A 17,637-nucleotide genomic window follows, 5' to 3' on the forward strand; every position below is an offset into this window, starting at 1 on the left:
GAGACTTACTTCTTACCTGCCAGCAGGTCGAGAACTTCCTGAACACTGGTGGTGTTCGCCAGGCGATCAATCACTGAATCATCATCCAGTGCGTTGGTCAGGCTGGTGATAACCTGGATGTGTTCGTTGTTACGCGCAGCAATACCGATAACCAGGCGGGCAATATCATCACTTTCTTCACCGAAGTGAACACCGTGTGGATACTGGCAGAACACAACGCCGGTTTTCAGTACGCGGTCTTTCGCTTCAACCGTACCGTGTGGAACCGCGATACCTTCACCCAGATAAGTTGGGGTCAGTTTTTCACGTTCAAACATTGCATCAACATACTCTGGCTGGACGTAACCACCGTTCACCAGTTGCTCACCGGCAAAGCGAATCGCTTCTTCTTTATTCGCCGCAGTCAGGCCGAGGAACACGTTACCAGCACCCAGGCGGAACAGCATCTCTTCGTCAGCAACGAAGCTGTCTTCCAGGCTGCTCATGACCTTCACTTCTTTCTCGCTCAGGTTATGAGAGGCCACCAGACGCTCGGTCAGATTGGAGTACAAGCTGCTGTCGAGGAAGTTGGTCAGGGAAATATGCTGTGCCTGTGGAACCTGGCGCATAGCGCGTTCGGTCAGGTCACGGTGCGTAATCACCAGGTCAACATCATCCGGCAGACTGTTGATTGCACAGTTAGTCACAGAGATATTTTTCAGGCCCGCATCGTTCACTTTCTTACGCAGCACACCCGCACCCATCGCACTTGAACCCATGCCTGCGTCACATGCCACGATGATTTTGCGCACGTGGCTCAGGTCGTTAGACAGGCCAGCACCGACTGCCAGTGGCTCTGCGCCACCTTTAGATTCCGCTTTCATCTCAGCCATACGGCGAGCCGCGGCTTCAATGTCGTCTTCTTCTTTCACTTTGCTGGTTTTCAGCAAGATGGCTGAAACCACGAAGGAAACTGCGGTTGCTGCCACGATTGCTGCGATGTTCGCGAAGTATGCACCTTTTGGCGTCATCGCCAGAACCGCCAGGATGGAACCTGGAGATGCCGGTGAAACCAGGCCGCCGTTCAGGATAGTCAGAGTGAACACGCCAGTCATACCGCCGAGGATAACGGCCAGAATCAGACGTGGGTTCATCAGCACATATGGGAAGTAAATTTCGTGGATACCACCCAGGAAGTGGATGATTGCCGCGCCGCCTGCAGACTGCTTAGCATTACCGCGACCGAAGAACATGTACGCCATCAGCACGCCCATACCCGGACCTGGGTTGGCTTCAATCAGGAAGAAGATTGATTTGCCCAGTTCGTGGGACTGCTGAATACCCAGCGGCGAGAAGATACCGTGGTTGATTGCGTTATTCAGGAACAGGATTTTCGCGGGTTCTACGAAGATAGAAGCCAGTGGCAGCATGTCATGGACAACCATGAAGTTAACGCCCGCCGCCAGAACTTTGGACAGGACTTCAACCGCAGGGCCGATACCCATGAACGCCAGAATCGCCAGAATCATACCGATGATGCCAGCGGAGAAGTTGTTCACCAGCATTTCAAAGCCGGATTTGATCTTACCGTCTACCCATGCGTCGAAATGTTTAATCGCCCAGCCACCCAGAGGGCCTGCAATCATCGCACCGAGGAACATCGGCATATCCGCACCGACGATAACACCCATGGTTGTGATGGCACCCACCACACCACCACGATCGCCACCGATTAAGCGACCACCGGTATAACCGATGAGCAATGGCAGCAGGTAGGTAATCATTGGGCCAACCAGTTTCGCCAGTGTTTCACTTGGCAACCAACCGGTAGGAATAAATAAGGCAGTGATAATACCCCAGGCGATAAATGCGCCGATGTTTGGCATTACCATGTTACTCAGGAATCGACCAAAGCTTTGCACCTTGATCTTGATATCGGATGACATACGCACACCCCTTATTGTGTTTACGTGCTGAAAAGCAGCCCGAGGTTTATTGTTAATGTGGTGGCAAGCAACGCTGCCAGATGCTCTAAGTGAGGCAAATCTGGCACTGAATCGTTAAGGTGTCCAGCGGACGGAAATTAGTGTGACGCAAGTCACCTATTGCGGGGTATGACAAGCCATGATCAGGAGATCCAGATCACATAATTAGTGTGTAAAAAAAACACAGTAGCTAATTTTTGCTCACTATTAACGCCTTTATGTGATTGAAGTCACATTTCATCATCGGCACTTTGTTATTTAAATGTGACGTTATTCACAAAATATTTTACGCGGATTTTCGCGAGTGTGATCCAGGGCAACTCAGCCTGCCGGAAGCATTTCGTTTTGTCAGAAAATTACAGCGCAGCGGCAAAACAACATTGTGCTATCCCAGGCGACTTCAGACATCCTGTTCCATACTTAGCTTTTGTCGGTTAAAAATGGACGATGTAATGAAACTGATCGGTAATTACACCAGCCCGTACGTGCGCAAAATATCTGTAATCCTGCTGGAAAAGGGCATCACGTTTGAGTTTGTAAACGACAACCCATGGACTTCAGAAAGCAACACTCCGCTTTACAACCCGTTGGGTAAAGTCCCCGCACTGGTCACTGATGACGGCGAATACTGGTTTGACTCTCCTGTGATTGCGCAATACCTCGAACTTTTGGATATCGCCCCTGCCCTTATTCCCCGTGACCCAAAAGCCGCCCTGCAAATGCGCCAGATTGAAGCGCTGGCAAATGGTGTAATGGACGCAGCCCTGGTTTCAGTGCGCGAGCGTCAGCGCCCAATCGAGCAGCAATCTGAAACAGAACTGCTGCGCCAGCGGGAAAAAATCAGCCGTGGCCTGACGCTACTCGAACAATATGCTGCGGATAAAAAGCTCAATGCAGATGAACTGTGCGTGGCAACCATTGCGGTAGCCTGTGCCGTGGGTTATCTCAATTTTCGCCGCGTGTCGCCAGGCTGGTGCGTCGATCGCCCGCATCTGGTGAAACTTGTCGAGAAACTTTTCGAACGTGAAAGTTTTGCACGGACCGAACCGCCAACAGCATGATCTCCCGCCATGACAGGGGGACAACTCCCCCTGTAAACTATCTCCATACTTCACCACTCTGCGGCTTGCCATGACTACCGATCGCACCTTGTATAGCCAACTTCCAGCAATAGACCGTTTGTTACGTGACGCTTCGTTCAGCACTCTGCTGCACCACTTCGGCCACACTCAAGTGGTCAACACCTTACGAGAAATGCTGGAGAACGCGCGGGAACATATCCGTCAGCAAGAAAAGTTGCCTTCCTGGAATGACGACTGGGCAACACAAGCGCAATTGCAGCTTGAATCCCACCAGCGCAGCGCGCTGCTGCCAGTGTTCAACCTGACGGGTACGGTACTGCATACCAATCTTGGCCGCGCATTGCAGTCAGAAGCGGCGATTGAAGCCGTAACGCAAGTGATGCGCCACCCCGTTACGCTGGAATATGACTTACATGGTGCCGAACGCGGACACCGCGACCGCGCGCTGGCTGGTTTGCTTTGTGAACTGACCGGTGCGGAAGATGCCTGCATCGTTAATAACAATGCAGCCGCCGTGTTATTAATGCTGGCCGCCTGTGCGAGTAGTGAAGAAGTGGTTGTCTCGCGTGGTGAACTGGTGGAAATCGGCGGAGCGTTCCGCATTCCTGATGTGATGCGCCAGGCGGGCTGCCAGCTCGTTGAAGTCGGCACCACCAACCGCACGCATTTGAAAGATTACCGCCAGGCGGCGAATGAAAACACGGCGCTGTTGATGAAAGTCCACACCAGCAATTATCAGGTAGCGGGCTTTACCAAAGCGGTGGATGAAGCGGAACTGGTGGCGCTGGGTAATGAGCTCAATATTCCTGTTGTGACTGATTTAGGCAGCGGCTCACTCGTGGACTTAACTCAATGGGGATTACCGGAAGAACCGATGCCGCAACAGCTGATTGCGGCTGGCGTGAGCCTTGTGAGTTTCTCTGGTGACAAGCTGCTCGGTGGCCCACAAGCGGGTATTATTGTCGGCAAAAAAGAACTCATTGCCCGCATTCAAAGCCACCCGCTCAAACGTGCATTACGCGCGGATAAAATGACGCTGGCCGCGCTCGAAGCGACGTTGCGCCTCTACCAACACCCGGAAACGCTGGTCGAAAGACTGCCGACGTTACGCCTGCTCACCCGCAATGCCAGTGAAATCACCGAGCTTGCGCAGCGCCTGTTACCTGCCCTTGAAAGCAAATTTGGTGAACAATTTAGCGTTTGCGTCGAAGCGTGTTTATCGCAAATTGGCAGCGGCTCGCTACCGGTGGACAGGCTGCCCAGTGCGGCTGTGACTTTCACCCCAAAAGATGGCCGTGGCACTACGCTCAGTGCGCTCACACAAGCTCTGCGCGAGCGACCACAACCGATTATTGGCCGCATCAGTGACGGGCGTTTATGGCTCGATTTACGCTGCCTTGAAGATGAAGCTGGTTTCATGGAGAACCTGAACCCATGATTATTGCTACCGCCGGGCACGTTGACCACGGCAAAACAACCCTGTTGCAAGCCTTAACCGGCGTGAACGCCGACCGTCTGCCGGAAGAAAAAAAGCGCGGCATGACCATCGACCTTGGCTATGCGTACTGGCCACAACCCGATGGCCGAATCCCTGGTTTTATTGACGTGCCTGGGCATGAAAAATTCCTCGCCAATATGCTGGCAGGTGTCGGCGGCATCGACCACGCGCTGTTAGTGGTCGCTTGCGATGACGGCGTCATGGCGCAAACGCGCGAACACCTCGCCATTTTGCAATTAACCGGGAAACCATCGCTGACCGTCGCGTTAACCAAAGCCGACCGGGTGAGCGACGATCGCATCGCGCAAGTGCGCGAAGCCGTGCTGGAAACGCTTAATGGGTTCGGCTGGCAAGATGCGACTTTATTTGTCACCGCGGCCACCAGCGGCACCGGAATTGACGAACTACGTGAACACTTACTGGCGCTGCCAGAACGCGCACATCCACGCCAGCATCGTTTCCGACTCGCTATTGACCGTGCTTTCACGGTAAAAGGCGCAGGTCTGGTGGTCACAGGAACGGCACTAAGTGGTGAAGTGAAGCCAGGTGATTCACTGTGGCTTACCGGTGCCGACAAACCGATGCGCGTGCGTGGTTTACATGCACAAAACAGCACAACCGACACCGCGTTTGCCGGGCAGCGTATTGCGCTCAATATCAGCGGTGATGCTGAAAAACTCGATATTAATCGCGGTGACTGGCTGCTGGCAGAACAGCCTCTCCAGCCGGTCGAGCGTGTGATTGTCCAATTGCACAGCCACGCGCCGCTGCAACAGTGGCAACCGCTGCATATTCACCATGCCGCAAGCCATGTCACCGGGCGCATTTCACTACTGGAAGACGATCTCGCCGAACTGGTTCTGGATACTCCGCTGTGGCTTGCAGACAACGACCGCCTGGTGCTGCGCGATATCAGTGCCCGCGTTACGCTCGCAGGTGCACGCGCCATTCTTCTGCATGCGCCACGTCGCGGCAAACGCCAGCCTGCATTTCTCGCCTGGCTACAGCAGCTCAAACTCGCTGCAAACGACCAGCAGGCGCTCGACACCCACTTGCAGCGCAGCGCCGTTACGCTCAATGACTTCGCCTGGGCGCGGCAACTGACAGCTCAAGGCCAGCAGGAACTGCTTGCCAGAACTGACTATCTTCGTGCGGGCAATAGTTTGCTCAGCGACGAAATGGCAGCACGCTGGAAGCAAAAACTGCTCGATGCTCTGGAGCGTTATCACCAGCAACACGACGACCAACCCGGCCCTGGGCGCGAGCGCTTGCGCCGCATGGCGTTACCCGGTGAAGACGAACCACTGGTTCTGGCATTGATCGAAAAAATGCGCCAGGAAGGGTTACTGGCGAGTCGCCAGGGCTGGTTGCATTTGCCGGACCACAAACCAGGATTCTCAGCGCAGCAGTTGGCCATCTGGCAAAAAGTTGATGCCCTATTTGGTGATGAGCCCTGGTGGGTGCGCGACCTTGCACGGGAAACACAGCAAGATGAACAAGCCATGCGCCAGCTTCTGCGTTTTGCCGCACAGCTTGGGTTGGTGACGGCGATCTTAAAAGATCGTTATTACCGAAACGATCGGATTCAGGTATTCGCAAATTTGATCCGCGAACTGGATCAAACGCAAGGTGCCACCAGCGCGGCAGATTTCCGCGACTGCCTGGGTGTGGGTCGTAAACTGGCGGTACAGATTCTTGAGTACTTTGACCGCATCGGTTTTACCCGCCGTCGCGGTAACGACCACTTACTGCGAGATAAGGCGTTGTTTCAAGCCGATAAGTAGCGGGTGATCAGGCCTGTATCGAAGCGATTCACGCTGAGATTATGGCGATTTACCTGGCCGCGATGTAATGGCTCTGACAGGCAGCCTCTCGTAATGAGAGGCTTTCAGAGAAAATGATTTAAAATTCGTCTAAATATCTAATTCCGTTGAGCTTACTGACGCACTTCACGTTTTTTTCTTTGCGCATAAAGGAGTATTAATAAATCTCAATGACGGAGGTTTACTCAATGGATTTTATGGAAAAATTAAACACATTATCAGCAAAAATAAAGCAGCAAGCTGGTGCGATTCAAACTGAAGAAGCAACGAAAACCGCGTTTGTCATGCCATTTATCCATAACGTATTGGGCTACGACGTCTTTGATCCTACAGAAGTTGTGCCAGAGTTCATCTGTGATGTGGGAACTAAAAAAGGTGAAAAGATTGATTATGCTATTTTTAAAAATGGCGAAGTACAAATTCTTATTGAATGTAAAAAAATTGGCGATGACCTTAATCTAAATCATGCCTCACAGTTATTCAGATATTTCCACGTTACAAATGCGCGTATATCCATTTTGACTAATGGTCAGGTTTATAAATTCTTCACCGATCTTGATTCACCTAATAAGATGGATGAAAAACCCTTTCTTGAATTTGACTTACTCGATATTGATGAATATGTTTTGCCGGAATTACGAAAACTCACTAAATCCGCATTTGATGTTGAATCAATAATTAATGCTGCAGGTGAGTTAAAGTATGTAAGTCAAATTAAGAAGATAATTAATACTCAATTTACCACTCCAGATGAAGATTTCGTAAAATTCTTTGCCTCACGGGTTTATGACGGAATCATCACGCAAAAAGTCCGCGACTCATTCACAGAGTTAACAAAAAAAGCGACCAGTCAATTTCTTAACGACCAGATAAATGAAAGGCTGAAATCAGCCATGAGCGGTGTACAAATCCCAGCAGTCACACAGGATACCGTAACGGGTTTGGAACCTTCCGAACCTGAGGTTTCTGATGAAAGTGAAATCCAGACCACAATTGATGAACTGGAGGGCTATCACATCGTTAAAGCTATCGTGCGAACAGTTGTTGATGCGGGTCGCATTAGTCAGCGAGATACGAAAAGCTATTTTGGTATTTTGCTTGATGATAATAATCGCAAACCTATCTGTCGCCTGCATTTCAATCGCACTCAGAAATATATCGGCATTTTTGATGAGGATAAAAATGAAACACGCCATCCAATTTCAACCCTGGATGACATTTACCAGCACGCCGATATTTTGAAATCAACAGCCAGTTTGTACGATTAAATCCGTTTCAATTGATATCCTTTCCCTGTTCAGGGAAAGGACATCTCGCTTCTCGTTAGAACAACCCTAACGGCTTATCTGAATAACTCACCAGCAGGCATTTCGTTTGCTGATAATGCTCCAGCATCATCTTATGGGTTTCACGCCCGATACCGGATTGCTTATAACCGCCAAACGCTGCATGTGCCGGATAAGCATGGTAACAGTTGGTCCACACACGCCCCGCCTGAATGCCACGGCCCATTTTGTACGCCAGGTTACCATTACGGCTCCAGACACCGGCACCCAACCCGTATTCCGTATCGTTCGCCAGCTCCAGCGCCTCTTCCATGGTTTTGAACGTCGTCACCGCAAGAACCGGCCCGAAGATCTCTTCCTGGAAAACACGCATGTTATTTTTGCCGAACAAAATGGTGGGCTCGAGGTAATAACCGGCTTTCAAATCCCCTTCCAGCGCTTTACGACGCCCGCCGGTGAGCACATCAGCGCCCTCTTTCTTACCGATATCAATGTAATTCAGGATGGTTTCCATCTGCCCTTGCGACACCTGTGCGCCCATTTGGGTGCGAGCGTCCAGCGGGTTGCCGCTGCGGATGGATTCCACGCGGCGAATAGCGCGTTCCATAAAGCGTTCGTAGATTGATTCCTGCACCAGCGCACGGCTCGGGCAGGTACAGACTTCGCCCTGGTTGAAGGCAAACAAGGCAAAACCTTCCAGCGCTTTGTCGAAGAATGCGTCCTCTTCATCCATCACGTCAGCGAAGAAGATATTCGGGGATTTACCGCCAAGCTCCAGCGTCACCGGAATAATGTTTTGCGTCGCGTATTGCATGATCTGTTGGCCCACTTCCGTGGAACCGGTAAACGCGACTTTGGCGATGCGTTTTGACGTCGCCAGATATTCACCAATTTCGCCACCCGCTCCGTTCACGACGTTGATAACGCCAGGCGGCAACAAATCGCCCACCAGTTCCATCAACAGCAAAACAGAAAGCGGTGTTAAACGCGCGGGCTTCAGCACAACGCAGTTTCCTGCCGCCAGTGCCGGAGCCATTTTCCAGCTCGCCATCAGCAGCGGGAAGTTCCATGGAATAATTTGTGCCACCACACCCAGCGGTTCGTGGAAGTGGTACGCCACGGTATCGCCGTCAACTTCACTGATCCCACCTTCTTGTGCGCGAATACAGGAGGCAAAATAGCGGAAATGGTCGATAGCCAGTGGCACGTCGGCACCGCTGGTTTCACGAATCGGTTTGCCGTTATCCCAGGTTTCTGCCGCGGCCAGCAGCTCGATATTCTGTTCCATGCGGTCAGCAATTTTAAACAGGATATTGGCGCGGTCCTGGACGGACATAGCGCCCCAACCAGCTTTCGCTTCATGTGCCGCATCTAACGCCAGGTCGATATCGCCTTTGCTGGAACTTGCTATCTCGCACAGCGGCTGGCCAGTGACAGGGGTAAGATTCTCGTAGTATTTACCGTCGACCGGTGGAACCCATTGGCCACCAATAAAGTTGTCGTAACGGGGTTTAAGTTTGAGCGGGAAACCATACTCGCCCGGGATAATTCGGGTATCGGGAGGATTATTTGTCATGTGAGTCTCCATGTCGGTTTGCACTCTCAAGCGTAGTCCCCGCTGCTGGTTTCTTCGCCAGTGTTTAAGCGCTTTACGACACAGGTCACGGATTAATAATCGAATGATTAGGACTAATCAGTCAGCAGGCTATTGGTTTTGATACATACTTAAAGATTACTTTTCCCGTTTCGCTAAAAGGAATATTCATGCGCCTGTTTATAGGTTTCGATGTAGGCGGCACCCATGTAAAGCACGGGTTGTTCACTGAAGAAGGAGAGGTGCTGATTGCCGAAGAATATGACACTCATTATGACAAACAGCAGTTTCTCGATGCCTGGCAAAGCGTGGTGGCAGGCTATCGGCAGCACAACGAAATCGCCGGTGTCGCCGTCAGTTTCCCCGGATACATCAACCCCCATACCGGCAATGTCCCCAAAGCAGGCGCTCTGGAATTTCTTGATGGCTGCAATTTGCTGGAGATTTTTGGCGAGCTGACCGACCTTCCGGTCACGGTTGAAAACGATGCTAACTGTGCAGCACTCGGCGAGATGTGGCTGGGTGCGGGCAATGAATACGACTCGCTGGTGTGCGTGACGATTGGTACAGGCATCGGCGGCGGCATTATTGTGAACCGCGAACTCATGCGCGGCTCGCACTTCCGGGCCGGTGAATTTGGTGTGCTGCCGGTGGGAAAATATGGTGAAGATATGCATCAACTGGCGTCAGCCAAAGGGCTGATGGATGCATGCCGCCGTGAAATGAATATCCCGGCCGATGAGAAAATCCGTGGTCAGGATATTTTCGCCCGCGCCGAAACGGACTTACATATTCAGGGTGTTATCGACAATTGGGTGAAGTACCTGGCGCGCGGTATTTATAGCGTGGTGTCGCTGTTTGATCCGCAGGCTATTTTGCTCGGCGGTGGTGTCAGTACGCAGCCAATGCTGTACCCGATGCTTGAACGCCATCTGGAAGGGTTTAAATTCTGGGATGTACTGAAAGTACCGATTCGCCCGTGCAAACTGGGGAATAAAGCCGGCATGCTCGGTGCCGTTTGGCTGGCAAAACAGAAATAAGCCGGATAAAAAAAAGCCCGACGAGTAGTCGGGCAATGGACGATTATGAAATATTTTTTATATACCCGTCATACTTCGTGCCACACGGGAAAAATGCGCTTACATGCTTCCAGGTCGCGTCACGAAGTTATCAAGGTAACTTCTTTCTGCACTTTCGGGATTAATTCACTTTCTCAGGGGTGAATGCTTACTGCTCGCCAGCAATCTCAACCACAACACGGCGGTCTGGAGCCAGGCAATCAATCAGTTGTGACTTAGGCATGCCATCAGCGCAGCTGTTACCCGTCACGGAATCATTTTCACCACGGCCTTCGGCACGCACGTTCTGAGCTGGTACACCTTGAGCAACCAGCGCGTCGACGACGGCCTGAGCACGTGCAGCCGAAAGCTGTTGGTTGTAATCTGCGGAACCCAGGCGATCGCTGTAGCCCACGACTGTTGTTGAGCTGTTTTTCGCCGCTTGCATATCCGGGCTGTTATACAGCTGCTGGATTGCCGCGTGGCCTTCTGAAGTCAGTTCTGCGGAGTTAAAGCCGAACAGCACGTCAGATTTCAGGTTAAACTTTTTCACTTCAGGTGCTGCAACAACCGCCGCGGCTGGAACCACCGCCACTGGCGCGTCGTTATGCTGACCAAAACGGTACACCACACCTGCAGATACGGAGCTTACATCGCTGCTCACGCCAATCTGGTTAGAGTTACCGACATTGCTAACCCACTGGTATTCCAGGCGCCCTGCCCAGTTTTTGGTAAAGGCATATTCAGTACCCACTGCGGCCAATGGGCGAACACCGGTTTCAAAATTGGTATGACCCGCGTTGCTGGTTTCTGCACGGTAGCCCATTGCACCCGCACGGCCATAAATATCCCAGTTATCCGTCAAACCGTAGCTCGCTTTCAGAGACAGTTGCAGACCCTGGCTTTTCATTTTCGAACCCGCAACACCGTTGTTGCCATTGATGCCCATGTTGCCGAGGTAGTCATAGCCACCTTCAACTGCTAACCATGGCAAAACCTGATAACCCGCAAACACGCCGCCGCTGGTGCTGTCTTTGTTGAAATCGAAGTCGGTCGCGTCGCTTGCGTTGTCGCTGAAGTTCTTGTCGCCACTCGCATCAAAATAATGTGACCAGCCCATTTTCGCGCCGCCGTACCAGGTATTCGCGTCTGCCGCAGCAAATACATTAGAAACAGCGCAGGCGTTCAGCACGATTAAAGCTACAAGTGTCTTTTTCATATAATTCCTAGCATATTCCGTTATCTGAGCAAACGACTCAGAATTAAATTACCATAAGTTTGTCGACCCAAATGTTAGAGAAGTAGCTCACAGATTTGAAATAATAATATGTTTATTTTTAAACGAATTTATTTTTTCAAACCAGATCATAAGATGCCAATAAACATTGTACAAAAAATGCTTATTTAACTGATTGATTTAGATAGCCGTGATAAGCAATCAAACTTTTTCAGGCAACTCGCCCATGCTAATTAAATAACTCCCTCTTTTAATCTCAAGGTATTCCCCTGTTTTTAAAGACGAAATGACATTTAGCACACTACTGCGCGATAAATGCGTTCTCTCCTGAATATACTCCAGAATAGAGGTGCGCAGCCTTGTCTCCAGAGGTAACTGAATCATTTCCAGAAGATGATTGCGAATAACAGAATAGGTACGTTGCTGTACGACTAAATCGTCACGGTAAAAAAGATAGCTGGTAAAGTAAGATAATGTAATAGATACGTCACGCCACAAGTTCTGTTGGTAAAATATTTGTTGGGCTTTTTGTGCATCGACGCGAAGTATTGTTGACTCGGTTTCAACACGCAGCGAATGGCAGTGTAAGGGTTGAAGCGCCTCCGCCAGGCCAAATAAATGGGGATCATAGGCGCTGGCAATAACCAGCCCATCTGTGGCACGCAGCACGGAGACTTCCCCCTGCATAAAGAGATATAGCTGCGCTTTCTCTTTGTATTCCCAATGTAATTTCTTGCGTGGTGGTGCTTTAATTTCGTCGCTGACGGGCTTTAATGCTGTGAGCAATCGCGCGATTGAGTCATCCGGTCGGGTGGGTGCAGATAACGGCATCTTTTTTCCTTTTAGTCTAAATTTATAATCATTATAGACACCAGGTCTAAAGATTAAAAATAAATAAGGCTGAGGCGGAATCTCAGACTGTAACATTTATATATCCAGAAACATTTTATGCCTCATTGAAATGAAGTCTGTCAGCTATGACATTTAATTTTAGCCAAGTTAATGCTAGCCAAATGATAATTTAATAATTACATTTTACTGTTCTCATATCACCGGGGATTTTCTTATGTTTTTAGATTATTTGGCATTAGGTTTATTGTGCTTTGCCGGGCTGGCTGTTTTTTATGGCATTATTGTCATTCATGATATTCCTTATGAAATTGCCGTTGAGCGAAACCACCCGCATCAAGATGCCATTCACGCCGCCGGATGGGTCAGCCTGCTAACGCTACATGTGTTATGGCCTTTTATTTGGATTTGGGCAATGTTGTACCGCGAAGACCGCGGCTGGGGCTTTCATAGCAAAGCAAATGACAAGGTTGCTGAACTACAAGCCAGGCTCGTACAACTCGAGAAAAAACTCTCATTACAGGATGGAAATAGCCATAGCGAATAATACCCCAAATAATTCGGGTTGCAGAAAGCCAATGCGCATGCAACTTGAAGTATGGCGGATATATCGCAGCAAGATTAATTAGACGATCGGGAATTACCGTGGAATTACTACTGATTCTTATTTACACCGCCATTTGTATTTGTATATTTAAAATCTTTAAAATACCGCTTAATAAATGGTCAGTACCAACAGCAATATTGGGTGGGTTTATTCTGCTAAGCGGTTTAATCCTGACCATGAATTATAACCACCCCTACACCGAACGCGCACAAATGCTCACCGTGACGGTACCGATTATCCCTGAAGTCCAGGGCACCGTGGTCGAAGTCACTAAAAATACCAATAAGATGCTGAAAAAAGGTGATTTCCTTTTCAGGATCGACCCCACGCCTTACCAGTCAAAAGTCGACGTCATTAAAGGTGAAATTGAAAGCGCGCAGCAGAATGTCGAAATGCTTAAAGCGCGACTGGCCTCGCAAACCGCCGATATTGAACAGTACAAAGCCAACCGCGACCTGGCATTAAAAGACGCCAACCGTTACCGCGACGGTAGCCGCGACAAAATGAAAAGCCCGTTTACCGACCAGGAAGTGGTGAGCGCGCAGGAACACTACCTGGCCGCACAAGCGCAATGGCGTTCAGCACAAGCGAAACGTGAGCAAACAGTTGCCCAGTTAGATGCCTTAGTGGGCAATGAAAATGCCACGGTCTATAAGCTCAAATCGAGCCTGAAAGAAGCGCAATATTATCTCGACAGAACCACCGTTCGTGCGCCAGAAGCTGGGTATGTCACGCAGGTTTTACTGAAGCCTGGGATGTTTTTACGCCCGCTGCCGCTGCGCCCGGCGATGGTTTTTGTGCCTCAGCAAAACAGCGATATTTATGCCGCATTCAGGCAGAATTCGGCATTGCGTTTACATGCTGGGGATAAAGCCGAAGTGGTGTTTAACGGAATTCCAGGCAAAGTTTTCCCGGGAACCGTAAAAAAAATATTACCCGTGGTCGCGAACAGTAGCTTCCAGGCACAGGGGTTTTTGCAGGGTTTAAGCCAGAATGCAGCTCTTGACGGAATTTATGCCGACATTGTCCTTGACCCGAATACCGCCGTTAAACTTTTGCCCGAAGGGACAACCGCCCAGGCGGCGGTCTACACAGGCTATGTTGAAAATTTGTCTATTTTGCGCAAGATTCTGCTGCGTATGACGAGCTGGACGCACTACCTTTACGTCGATCACTAAACGATCGCCGGGATCGCTTTTCATCGCGATCCCGGCTTATTCGTCTTACTCGCCGTTAACCCAAATCCGCATTTCCCCTTCCCCACGGTTCGCCCAACTAAACCATGGAATAAAGGTCAGCTTCTTCGGTTCGGCTTTTACCGGTGATTTATCGTAGTGATAAAGTGGCTGCTGTTCTGCACTCTCACTTGCCATACGCAGGCCATCAGCCTGAATCAGTAGTTTGTGCGCGAAAATCCCTTTGCCGTGAATCACGCTAAATGCGCTCTCTTTGGGTAGCCACAGGTTATGCAGTTGCGCACCGTTATCGGCTTCTTCCAGGCAATAGACCAGCGGCCCACGCTGCACCGCGACTTTCCCGGCAACGTGGCGCAACAGCGGGTTTCCGTAAACACGGCGCACCGGCATCGGTAGCGTCAGGGCAATACGGTCACCCTCCCGCCATTCGCGGTGAATGTGCAGGTAACCTTTGCGCACGTCCCCCACGTTGGCCTCACCATTGAGTAAAACGCGCGGGTTATCGCACCAGTCCGGCAGGCGCAGTGCGAGGGTGTGTTTCACCGCTTGCGGTGACGTGACGGTAATTTCGACCTGCTCATGCCAGGGATAATCGCCGCTGATTTTCAGACGCAGCGCTTTATCACCCACTGGCACTTCCATTTCGTTGCCGACATACAGATGTACATACAGTGCATCTGGTTGCGGCGTGTAGATGTAATGGCCAAGAGAGGTCAGCACGCGGGCGATATTGGGCGGGCAACAAGCACAGCCAAACCAGCGCTGGCGGACCGGTTTTACATGGTCATAAATATGGTTAAGTGCCAGCGTTTTCGGGTGGACTTCCAGTGGGTTCACATAGAAAAAGTGTTTGCCGTCCAGCGCCATACCGCCCAGCACGGTGTTGTATAACGCACGTTCCATTACATCGGCAAAGCGGCTATCGGCTTCCATTTGCAACATGCGGCGGGCGTACATCATCAGGCCGATGGACGCACAGCTTTCGGCGTAAACCGTGTCGTTTGGCAGGTCGTAATCGGAGCTGAATGCTTCGCCGCTACTTTGCGAGCCAATGCCGCCGGTGATGTACATCTGGCGCTGTACCATGTTGTCCCACAGGCGCAGGCAAGTCTGGCGTTTCTCTTCATCTTTATGCAGCCGCGCAAGGTGCGCGACTCCGGCCATCAGATAGACAAAACGCACCGCGTGGCCCACCGCTGTTTGTTGTAAGGCCAGCGGTTCATGTGCCTGGCTGTAGGCTTTATCTTTCACCATCCATGCCGGGCCGTGAATATTCCAGTGCGAGGTGCGCCCACGTTTTTCATATTCGATATCGTAGAAATGCGGCTGTGTACCACGTTCTTCCACAAAATAATTCACCAGATTTAAATAGCGCTGGTTGTCGGTCACTTCATATAAACGCATCAGCGCCAGTTCGATTTCCGGGTGCCCAGGGTAACCGTGAAGCAGATTTTCGCCTGGCCCAAAGACGCTGTCGATATGGTCAGCCAGACGGCACACCACATCCAGCAAGCGGCGTTTCCCGGTTGCCTGGAAGAACGCAACGCCCGCTTCAATCATGTGCCCGGCGCAGTAGAGTTCGTGGCATTCGGCGAGATTCGTCCAGCGTAACTCCGGCTCTTTGACGGTGAAATAAGTATTCAGATAACCGTCTTCACACTGCGCCGCTTCAACCAGTTCGATAACCTCGTCAGCCGTTTTTTCAAGTTCTGCATCGGGCTTCTGGCACAGCGACCACGCCACTGCTTCCAGCCATTTCGCCACGTCGCTGTCCTGGAAGACCATGCCGTAAAACTCGCCATCTTTGCGCCCTGCCGCTATCTCAAAGTTTTCGATGGCGTGGCTTGGGTCCGCCTCTGTTATGCGGTCGTTTAGTGCATCCCATTGATAAGGGATCACCACGTCGCGCACCAACCGTTGGTACTGGCCCAAAAACGTATCGGTCACTTTCAGTTTGTGCAGGTCAACTTCCTGTAAAACATCGGGCTGATTCATAACAACTCCTCAGGCGGTCTGGACATGGCGCTGACGTAAGTCAGTGGAAATCTGCGCCATCATGGGATTATTCAAGCGGCAACGGCGAATCGCCAGAGCCAGTAATAAGTGGAATGCAGCTGGTAGCAGGGTTTCCAGAGCGGTAATTCCGGATAATGACGCGGCGGTCTGGTGTTCTGGGCCGGGTTGATAAGCCACAAAAATAAACACCAGGCTGATGATGCCAGCGCTGGCGGCCCAGGCTAATTTGATGAAGAAAAGGTTGAAGGCGAAATTCATGCCCGATGAGCGCACACCGGTTTTCCACTCGCCGTAGTCATCGGCAAACGCCATGATCGAGAAGTGCAGCGGCAGGGTGAAGCCGAGAATAATACCGTTCGCCAGGATGACGATAAGCCACAGCGTTTGATACGTCGCACCCGTAGGCAGGAGCCACATGCCAAACGCAAGCGCTGCCAGCACCAGGTTGGTGTAGTAGTAAAGTTTTACGGTATCGAAACGCTTAGCCAGCGGGTTCACAATGACCGCGCCGAGAATCGAGGCAAATGTCACCATGGTGAAGAACAATGAGGCGAACCCGGCGCTGCCCTGCAACACGTAAGTGATGAAGTACATATAGCCGCCGCCGCGCAGGTTAAAGACGTTAATCAGCAGGAACGACATAACCAGGCTCAGCAGTAACTGGTCATTTTTGCGCAAGCCCGCCAGGTGTTCCCGCAGCGTGAATTTGCCCATCAGCGCCAAGGGCACACGTTCGCGAACCCAGAAGAAGCAGCACAGGAACATCACCACCGCGACGGCGCACAAAATTCCCACCCCCATCTGGTAGCCTTTGGCGGCATTGCCCTGGCCGATGATTTCGACCAGCCACGGCAGGCCAACAGAAACCAAAAAGCCCGCCACGCCGCAGAGTACAAAGCGCCAGGACTGGCAGGAAATCACCTCATCGTGGCGCGTCGTCATGGTGTTGATCAGCGCACAATACGGCACATTGATTGCGGTATAACTCACGGAAAGTAAAAGGTAAGTGCCGAATGCCCAAAGGATTTTCATGTTGGTACTGAGATCGGGCACGGTAAATGTCAGCACGCCGATAACACCAATCGGCACGGCAACCCACAGCTGCCATGGGCGGAAACGGCCGAAACGACTTTGGGTGCGGTCGGCAAGAATACCCATTAACGGGTCGGAAACCGCATCAAAGACACGCAGTGCGATAAACAGTGTGCCGACAATTGCCGGGGTTAAACCAAACACATCGGTGTAGAAAAAGGTCAGGAAGTTCATGATTAGGCAGGTAATGACGGTGCCGCCTGCATCACCTAACCCATAACCTATTTTCTCGCGTATGGAGAGTCGGTCACTTAACGTCGAAGTAGCAATATTATCTATAGGGGTAGAGGTCATGATTTACGCCTCGCATCGGGTAAGAAGTCTGGAGTTATTAT

13 protein-coding genes are annotated in these 17,637 nt (G+C 51.0%); 7 read left to right on the forward strand and 6 right to left on the reverse strand.

Translation table 11 applies throughout. The features are described from left to right. Positions 1-5 precede the first annotated feature (5 nt). Positions 6-1,925 (reverse strand): PTS mannitol transporter subunit IICBA, encoded by a 1,920-nt coding sequence (locus M975_RS17910; RefSeq protein ID WP_064561248.1) that lies wholly within the window; start codon positions 1,923-1,925, stop codon positions 6-8. A gap of 491 nt (positions 1,926-2,416) precedes the next feature. Between M975_RS17910 and M975_RS17915 the strand changes: the two genes are divergently transcribed. The 4 genes from M975_RS17915 to M975_RS17930 all read left to right on the forward strand — a co-directional run bounded on the left by M975_RS17915 (position 2,417) and on the right by M975_RS17930 (position 7,635). Continuing rightward, a complete protein-coding gene (locus M975_RS17915; protein WP_064561249.1) occupies positions 2,417-3,025 on the forward strand; it encodes a glutathione S-transferase in 609 nt (202 codons plus the stop codon). 70 nt (positions 3,026-3,095) lie between these two features. Further along, on the forward strand, positions 3,096-4,484 hold the full coding sequence (gene selA / locus M975_RS17920) for an L-seryl-tRNA(Sec) selenium transferase (protein WP_064561250.1): 1,389 nt from the start codon (positions 3,096-3,098) through the stop codon (positions 4,482-4,484). Then, positions 4,481-6,328: a selenocysteine-specific translation elongation factor gene (selB, locus tag M975_RS17925; RefSeq protein WP_064561251.1), complete on the forward strand. Its 1,848-nt coding sequence runs from the start codon at positions 4,481-4,483 to the stop codon at positions 6,326-6,328. The genes selA and selB overlap by 4 nt, the downstream gene beginning before the upstream one ends. Before the next feature lie 227 nt (positions 6,329-6,555). Then, the gene (locus M975_RS17930) at positions 6,556-7,635 is read left to right on the forward strand and encodes a type I restriction endonuclease (RefSeq protein WP_064561252.1); all 1,080 of its coding nucleotides are present in this window, start codon (positions 6,556-6,558) and stop codon (positions 7,633-7,635) included. A 55-nt stretch (positions 7,636-7,690) separates the two neighbouring features. Here M975_RS17930 and exaC read toward each other — a convergent pair whose 3' ends face one another. Continuing rightward, on the reverse strand, positions 7,691-9,229 hold the full coding sequence (exaC, locus tag M975_RS17935; protein WP_064561253.1) for an acetaldehyde dehydrogenase ExaC: 1,539 nt from the start codon (positions 9,227-9,229) through the stop codon (positions 7,691-7,693). A gap of 188 nt (positions 9,230-9,417) precedes the next feature. Here exaC and M975_RS17940 point away from each other — a divergent pair, with 188 nt between their 5' ends. Next, on the forward strand, positions 9,418-10,287 hold the full coding sequence (locus M975_RS17940) for an ROK family protein (protein ID WP_064561254.1): 870 nt from the start codon (positions 9,418-9,420) through the stop codon (positions 10,285-10,287). Between the two features lie 187 nt (positions 10,288-10,474). Here the strand turns inward: M975_RS17940 and ompA are convergent, their stop codons facing one another. Next, positions 10,475-11,524, reverse strand: coding sequence for a porin OmpA (gene ompA / locus M975_RS17945; protein ID WP_064561255.1), 1,050 nt, complete (start codon positions 11,522-11,524; stop codon positions 10,475-10,477). A 219-nt stretch (positions 11,525-11,743) separates the two neighbouring features. Continuing rightward, on the reverse strand, positions 11,744-12,373 hold the full coding sequence (locus tag M975_RS17950; RefSeq protein WP_064561256.1) for a helix-turn-helix domain-containing protein: 630 nt from the start codon (positions 12,371-12,373) through the stop codon (positions 11,744-11,746). A 235-nt stretch (positions 12,374-12,608) separates the two neighbouring features. On the opposite strand from M975_RS17950, the gene M975_RS17955 reads away from it, so the two are divergent. Together M975_RS17955 and M975_RS17960 are read left to right on the forward strand one after the other, a co-directional pair. Continuing rightward, complete coding sequence (locus M975_RS17955) at positions 12,609-12,938, forward strand: DUF3302 domain-containing protein (protein WP_064561257.1); 330 nt, start codon at positions 12,609-12,611, stop codon at positions 12,936-12,938. 236 nt (positions 12,939-13,174) lie between these two features. Beyond that, positions 13,175-14,176 (forward strand): HlyD family secretion protein, encoded by a 1,002-nt coding sequence (locus tag M975_RS17960; protein ID WP_245164472.1) that lies wholly within the window; start codon positions 13,175-13,177, stop codon positions 14,174-14,176. Positions 14,177-14,221: 45 nt separating this feature from the next. Here the strand turns inward: M975_RS17960 and M975_RS17965 are convergent, their stop codons facing one another. Both M975_RS17965 and M975_RS17970 read right to left on the reverse strand, forming a co-directional pair. Then, a complete protein-coding gene (locus M975_RS17965; protein WP_064561259.1) occupies positions 14,222-16,189 on the reverse strand; it encodes a glycoside hydrolase family 127 protein in 1,968 nt (655 codons plus the stop codon). Between the two features lie 9 nt (positions 16,190-16,198). After that, positions 16,199-17,596 carry an MFS transporter gene (locus tag M975_RS17970; protein WP_064561260.1) on the reverse strand — a complete coding sequence of 466 codons (1,398 nt, stop codon included), beginning with the start codon at positions 17,594-17,596 and terminating at the stop codon, positions 16,199-16,201. Positions 17,597-17,637: the final 41 nt, after the last annotated feature.

Origin of the sequence: Buttiauxella brennerae ATCC 51605 (assembly GCF_001654925.1) — a bacterium.
Classification (GTDB): Bacteria; Pseudomonadota; Gammaproteobacteria; order Enterobacterales; family Enterobacteriaceae; genus Buttiauxella; species Buttiauxella brennerae.